The sequence below is a fragment of the Marinifilum sp. D737 genome (assembly GCF_026672275.1).
Lineage (GTDB): Bacteria > Bacteroidota > Bacteroidia > Bacteroidales > Marinifilaceae > Marinifilum.
Window position 1 is genome coordinate 1 of record NZ_JANQCD010000102.1, and the last position, 525, is coordinate 525.

The following is a 525-nucleotide window of genomic DNA, read 5'->3' on the forward strand; positions in this document are numbered from 1 at the left end:
GACCAAGTTCCTCTTCCGTCATTATATTCCCATACATAATCTAATCCTGCACTTGTTCCTGTGATTTCAAAATCAATAGCATCGTCGAGACATGCTACAAGATTATTGGGTTGCTCAAATATTTTTAAAACAGTATTTATATTCAAAGTAGCAGGGCTACTTGTTGCATTCGAACCACAAACCGCGCCAGTACTATTTACAACACATCGATATTGATTCCCATCAAAAACAGCTTTCAACGCATTCGTAATCTTTAGTTCAAAAGTTTTTGCCCCCGAATATTTACCACCATCGCTAATTGTTTTCCAACCTGTACCATCATTCTCTTCCCACTGATACTTATAATCTGGTTCTCCCGAAACTGATACAGAAAAACTTGCATTACCTCCATCTGTAATAGTCAAATCAATTGGCTTGGTGACTTTTATCCCTTTGATAATAGTAAGAGTTGCTTTTTCGGATGTTGCCGTTCCACAACTTCCAACTATACCAGTAACTTCACAATAATAAGTTTCACCATCAACT

Annotated in this window: 1 protein-coding gene; it reads right to left on the reverse strand. The window is 37.1% G+C overall.

The annotated features are described in order from the left end of the window. Nucleotides 1–525 (reverse strand): hypothetical protein (locus NQ163_RS20615; protein ID WP_268192194.1); only part of this gene is annotated, 525 nt, incomplete at both ends.